This window comes from Neoroseomonas terrae, from assembly GCF_018129025.1.
Classification (GTDB): Bacteria; Pseudomonadota; Alphaproteobacteria; order Acetobacterales; family Acetobacteraceae; genus Neoroseomonas; species Neoroseomonas terrae.
The window spans coordinates 241,811-248,015 of the sequence record NZ_JAAEDI010000005.1 but is presented as its reverse complement, the minus strand read 5'-3'; the positions used below and the strand labels follow the sequence as shown (position 1 = coordinate 248,015).

At 70.5% G+C, this 6,205-nt stretch carries 5 protein-coding genes; 1 reads left to right on the top strand and 4 read right to left on the bottom strand.

The features are described 5' to 3' along the window. From bcsA to GXW78_RS06390, 4 genes are all read right to left on the bottom strand, one after another. Nucleotides 1–2,232: UDP-forming cellulose synthase catalytic subunit (gene bcsA, locus GXW78_RS06405; protein ID WP_211867092.1), on the bottom strand; the 2,232-nt coding region annotated here is incomplete at its 3' end. Then, the gene (bcsQ, locus tag GXW78_RS06400; protein ID WP_211867090.1) at nt 2,229–3,059 is read right to left on the bottom strand and encodes a cellulose biosynthesis protein BcsQ; all 831 of its coding nucleotides are present in this window, start codon (nt 3,057–3,059) and stop codon (nt 2,229–2,231) included. The genes bcsA and bcsQ, both read right to left, overlap by 4 nt. 6 nt (nt 3,060–3,065) lie before the next feature. Continuing rightward, complete coding sequence (locus GXW78_RS06395) at nt 3,066–3,545, bottom strand: hypothetical protein (RefSeq protein ID WP_211867088.1); 480 nt, start codon at nt 3,543–3,545, stop codon at nt 3,066–3,068. Between the two features lie 77 nt (nt 3,546–3,622). Beyond that, nucleotides 3,623–4,639, bottom strand: a complete 1,017-nt coding sequence (locus GXW78_RS06390) for a glycosyl hydrolase family 8 (RefSeq protein ID WP_211867086.1) — start codon at nt 4,637–4,639, stop codon at nt 3,623–3,625. A 287-nt stretch (nt 4,640–4,926) separates the two neighbouring features. On the opposite strand from GXW78_RS06390, the gene GXW78_RS06385 reads away from it, so the two are divergent. Further along, complete coding sequence (locus GXW78_RS06385) at nt 4,927–6,204, top strand: imelysin family protein (protein ID WP_246521904.1); 1,278 nt, start codon at nt 4,927–4,929, stop codon at nt 6,202–6,204. Nucleotide 6,205 lies beyond the last annotated feature (1 nt).

Sequence of the window (6,205 nt, the reverse complement as noted above, 5' to 3'; positions counted from 1 at the left end):
CATGGCCGGCGCGGCTGCCAACAGCAGCGCCAGCACCGCGAGGCCAGCGCGCGTCGGCGCGGCACTGCGCGGCGCCAGCACCTCCGTCCGCCGCTCCGGCGCGGCGACTGGCGCGACGGGGCGCCGCAGCTCGTCCCGCCGCTGCCGCCGGGCGCGCCACCATGCAAAGGAAAGCTGCGAGCGCCCGGTGAACACGGAACCCATCGTGGCGACGACCTCGACCAACGAACGCAGCGGCCGGTCCGGCCGGTGCTGGTCCCAGCTCAGCCAGGCATCGGCGCGGCCGAACACGGCGCGGACGATCGTCGCCTCCTCCTCCACCGTCGCGGGGCGGAACAGCAATTGCGCCTCGCCACCCTCCAGCCGGCGGACGGTGGCAGGGATCGCCAGCGTCTCCTGCCCCAGCGGCAGTTCGAGCGTCACTGCCGTGTCGGCGGCGACGGAGCGCTTCTCCGCCAGCACCAGCCCGGCACCGCCCAGGGAAAGGTCCTGCGTGCGCGCGTCGATCTTGTGTCCGTCCGGCAGGGTGAGCACCGCGGGCAGCTCGACATCGACCCGGGCGCGGGCGCGAAGCTGCCGGCGTTCCCGGCCGGCCGCGACGGAGGCGAGTGTCGGGACCAGGCACAGCGTCGCCCAGATGCCATTCAGCAGGAACGCCTGGCTTTCGAGGCTGCCCCAGGGATTGGCGATGACGCCATAGATGCCCGAGCCGACGCCGGCCATCAGCAGCCCCGCCAGTACTGCGCTCGGCCACACCGCGCGCCAGTCGAAATATCCCTCCGGCAGCAGGCCGCCCTTCTCCGTCACGTTGAACTTTCCCTTCTTCGGATCGAGCAGCGTCGCGAGCGTTACCGGCAGCAGCCAAAGGGCAAGCACGGTCTCGTAGATTTCGGACCAGAACGAATGCCGCACGCCGCCCGCAACCCGGCTGCCGGTCGCGACCGCGTGGAAGATGTGCGGCCCGGCATAGGCGACGATCGCGAGCGGCGAGGCGGCGATGACGCTGTGCCCCAGCAACAGGAAGGCGAGCGGTGCCGAGAGGAACACCACGCGCGGCATCGCGAACAGGAAGTGGAACATCGCGCTGAAGTAGCAAAGCCGCTGCGGCAGGCTGAGGCCCGGACCGAACAGCGGGTTGTCCACGCGCATGATCTGCAGCATCCCGCGCGCCCAGCGCATGCGCTGGCCGATGTGGATGATCAGGCGCTCCGTCGCCAGCCCCGCCGCGAGCGGCACCCGCAGATAGGCGGTGTTCCAGCCCATCCGCTGCATGCGCAGGGAGGCGTGGCAATCCTCCGTCACCGTTTCGGTCGGCACGCCGCCGATCTGCTCCAGCGCCTCCCGCCGCAGCACCGCGCAGGATCCGCAGAAGAAGGTCGCGTTCCATAGATCGTTGCCCGGCTGCACCAGGCCGTAGAACATCAGCCCTTCATTGGGCACGTCGCGGCCGTTCGACAGATTCCGCTCGAACGGATCGAGCGAGTAGAAATGGTGCGGCGTCTGCAGCATGCCGAGCTGCGGGTCGCGCAGCATCCAGCCGAGCGTCATCTGCAGGAAGGCGCGGGTCGGGACGTGGTCGCAGTCGAAGATCGCGATGTAGTCGCCATCCGTATGCGCCATGGCGTGGTTCAGGTTGCCGGCCTTCGCCCCCTTGTTGTCGGGGCGGACCATGTAGCCGCAGCCGCATTCCTCGGCGAAGTCGCGGAAGGCCGGGCGCCGCCCGTCATCCAGGATCCAGATCTTGAGCTTGTCCCGCGGCCAGTCCATCGCCAGCGCGGCGAGCACGGTCGGCCGGACGATCTCCAGATCCTCGTTGTAGGTCGGGATGAAGACGTCGACGGTCGGCCATTCGGCGGTGTCGTCCGGCATCGACGCCGGCCGACGTTCGAGCGGCCACAGCGTCTGGAAGTAGCCGAGCAGCAGCGCCAGCACGGCGTAGGCCTCGGCCAGCACCAGGCCGATCATGAAGAAGCCCTGCCAGAAGCTTTCCGGGTCCAGCGTGTCGGCGACGCGCCAATGCAGGTAGCGCAGGGAGACGACGCAGGACAGCATCGCCAGCACGACCGTGAAGCGCTTCCCGGGGAAGCGGTTCAGCACGATGAAGACGACGATGCCGCCCACCGCGAGCATCGCCTGGTCGTTCGCGTCCAGCGGCGTGACGATGACGACGAGGGCGAGCAGCAGCCCGATCGCGGCGACCCCGCCGCGCAGCAGCCCGGAAACGAAGCTCATTGGCGTACCCAGGGAAACAGCGGGGAGGAGACGGGCTGCGGCGCCGGGGCCGGAGGGGGCGCGGGCGGCGGCAATTCCCGCAGCACGGCGGCGGCGAGGTCCGAGATGTCGCCGGCCGCGCGGCTGCCCGGCGCGTGCAGGCCGACCGGGCGCTGGCAGGCGAGGGCCTCCGCCACTGCCTCATCGCGTGCAACCGCGCCGGCCAGCCGCGGCCCGAGATGCGCCGCCACGCCTTCCGCCGCCGCGACGGACAGCCGCGAGGCGCGATCCACCTGGTTCAGCGCGATCAGCAGCTTGGGTCCAAGCAGCGATCCCATCGTCCCGCGGCCGAGGAAGCGGCCGCTCTCGATGTCCGGGATCAGCGCCGTGCTCGCCGCGTCGGCGAGCAGCACCGCGAGCACCAGCGACGCCTGCGGCGCCAGTACGGACAGCACGGCGGACGCCCCCGGCGGCGTATCGGCAAGAACGATCAGCGACGGGTCGGCGAGCATGTCCCGCATGGGCGCGGCGAGCAGTTCCGGCTCGCGTTCGATCGCGGAGGCCGTTGCCAGGGCGCCGCGCATGTCCGTCTCGCCATAGGGCAGCAGCGCGATGCCGGCCGGCGTGGTCCGCAGGCAGGCGCGCCAGTCCGGCCGGTTCTGCAGCTGCGCGATATAGCCGGCGCCATCGAAGATCGGCATGCCGAGATGGAGGCGCAACGCGTTCTGCGGATCGCAATCCAGGGCGACCACCTGTCGGCCCGCGCGTTGCAGGGCAAAGGCCAGGCCTGCCGCAAGCGAGGTCTTGCCGACACCGCCCTTGGGTGAACTGAGGCACAGCAAAGGCATGTCGGGTCAGTACTCCGCCTGGCGCGCGGCGCCGGGCACGGCGTGTCGCAAGTTCAGGAACGGTTGCGCACCGGAGGGCGCCGCGGCTTCGGGCTGCTGCGCCGCCGGGCGCGACAGCGCCTGCACGAGCAACGGAAAGGCCGGGGCGGGCTGGGCTGCAACGAGCGGTGGTGGCGCATAGGCCACCTGGGCCGCGGCCAGCGGCGGCATCGCTACCGATGGTCGGGTTGGCGGCACATATGACTGAGCGAAAGCGGGCTGCGGCACGGCGGCCGGCACATATGGCTGAGCGAAAGCCGGCTGCGGCACGGCGGCCGGCAGCGGGAGTTCCATTGGCGGGGTGGGCTCCACGACCTCGGCTGGCGAGGGTGTGGCATCCTGCGGAGCCGGTCGGCCCGGCATCGCCGGACGGTCGAAGGACCGGTAGGTCAACTGGGTCAGGCCAAGGCGCGTCGCGAGCGCGACGATGTCCGGGTCAGGTCCCATACCGGCATCTTCTCCCAATGAGGGTTCCGGCCGCGGCGGCCATCGGGGCGGTGCGGCGCCCAGGTCGCAAGCTCTGATCAGGCAAGGGGGGTACCCGTCGACACGCAGGCGATGCGCACCAGCAGGGTGAGCGACGCCGAATAATAGTCGCGGGATGCATTGATGGAGGGTAACGCCACCGTCGTTCCGCCACCGGCAATCCGCGCGGCGGTGAAGGCGGCGATCGCGAGCATGCCGGGGGACGCCTGAAACTCCGCCGTGTTGCCGGTGACGAGATCGACCCAGGCCGGCGGCGTCGTCCACCGCGGATCGGACCAGAAGGCGTGCGCGCCCAGCAGCGCGGGATGCGTCACCTCCCCCGCCCAGGCCAGCGCGAGCGGTGCCCGCACGGCGTCGAAGGAGAAGCGCGGCGGCCACCCCGGCGGCATCCGCAACGGCGCCTCGGCCGCGGGCGGCAGCAGAACCCAGTCGGGATTGAGCCCCCAGGCGCCGAAGCGCGCCCGGCGCAATATCTCCCCGGCTTCCTGAGCGATCGCCGCCCAGCCCGCCCCCGGCATCGTCTGCTCGAGCGTCGCGTAGATCGGCAGCATCATATAGGAGGGGTTCAGCACCGTGCCTGCCGGCGATTCGAAGCCCGACGCGCCGGGCAGCAGGACCGGCCTGCCATGCGGACGTCGCAGCGTGACCCGCAGCACGTCGCGGCCGATGGCGACGGCCAGTTCATGGTATGGCGCGTGCCGCCAGCGGGCATTGGCCATCAGCAGGCCGTAGGCGATGTAGAGGTCGCCATCGGTCGCGTTGTTCTGGTCCTCCACGGGCCGCGCCGCGCCGGGACGGAAGCGCCAGGCATGCAGGTTGTCGTTCCGGCGCTTCAGGACACGCCGCGTCCAGCCGAGGATCTGATCGAAGGCCTGCCGGTCGTCGAAGGCGGCCGCGAACATCAGGCCCCACCCCTGGCCTTCGCTGTGGGAGACCCCTTCGTTGCCGCTGTCGATCAGCCGCCCCTCGGGCGCGAGGAAGCGGCGCTTGAACGCCTGCCATTCCTCGGCCGGTGCAGCGGCCGCCGCGGGCGCGGCCATGAGGAGCGCCGGCATGCCTGCCAGCAGCCCACGGCGCGCCACGGCCGACAAACCGCTTGTCGTCGGCCGCCGTCTCATTCGCATGTCAACCCAGTGCCCCCCGAACGGCGCCGCCCCATGCCTACGACAATATTTACACTCCACTGGCTATGGTCATCCGGCAATGTCACCTGAACGTGAATAAACTCGGTGTAACTCGTGCCTCCCGGGGTTGGGCACGTCGAAAGTTTCGCATTCTTGCGAACGACTCGCATTGGCGGTATCAGGCGGGCCCCGATCGCCGCCATCCAGGAGCATCCGCCTTGACCCCTCGTCGTGCCCTGCTGGCTGCTGCGCTGACTGTCACCGCGGCGCCGGTCGCCCTCGCCCAGGCAGCCCCCGCGAAGCGCGCCGTGCTCAATACCTATGGCGACATCGCCGCGGCGATGTACGCCGATGCGCTCGCCGGCGCCCGTGCCCTGCAGCAGGCCGTCGCCCGCCTGGTCGAGGCACCGTCCGAGGAGACGCTGGCCGCCGCCCGGCGCGCGTGGATCGCCGCCCGCGTGCCGTACCAGCAGACCGAGGTCTTCCGCTTCGGCAACCCGATCGTCGATGAATGGGAAGCCCGCGTGAACGCCTGGCCGCTCGATGAGGGTCTGATCGACTACGTCGACACCGAGCGCTACGGCGACACGAACGACGAGAACCCCCTGTTCACCGCCAACATCATCGCGTCCCGCGAGATCACGCATGCCGGCGAGACGATCGACGTCACGACCATCACGCCGGAGGTGCTCGGCCGCCTGCATGAGGTCGGCGGCGTCGAGGCCAACGTCACCATCGGCTGGCACGCCATCGAATTCCTGCTCTGGGGCCAGGACCTGAACGGCACCGGCCCGGGCGCCGGCAACCGCCCCTACACCGACTATGTCCGCGGGGAGGGCGGCACGGGCGGCAACCAGGACCGGCGCGCCGCCTACCTCACCGTCGTCACGGGCATGCTCATCGCCGAGCTCGAGACCATGGTCGCGAACTGGGCGCCGAACGGCGCGGCGCGGCGCGCGCTGACCGCGCGCGGCAACGACGCCGGCCTGACCGCGATCTTCACCGGCATGGGCAGCCTCTCCTACGGCGAACTGGCCGGCGAGCGCATGAAGCTCGGCCTGATGCTGCACGACCCGGAGGAGGAGCATGACTGCTTCTCCGACAACACGCACAACAGCCATTTCTACAACGTGGTCGGCATCCGCGCCGTCTACATCGGCGAATACCGCCGCACCGACGGCAGCGTGGTGCGCGGTCCGTCCCTGTCCGACTTCGTGCGCCACGCCAACCCGGCGCTGGACCGCGAGATGCGCCAGCGCCTGGATGCGACCGTCGCCGCCTTCCAGGCCATGAAGACGCGCGCGGAAGGCGGCGAGGCCTACGACCAGATGCTCGCCGAGGGGAACACCGAGGGCAACGCCGTCGTCCAGGCGGCCATCGACAAGCTGCTGGAACAGACCCGCACCATCGAGCGCATCATGGCGGCGCTACGTCTGAGCAGCAATTTCGAGGGCTCCGACAGCCTCGACAACCCGTCGGCGGTGCCGCGGCGCTGAT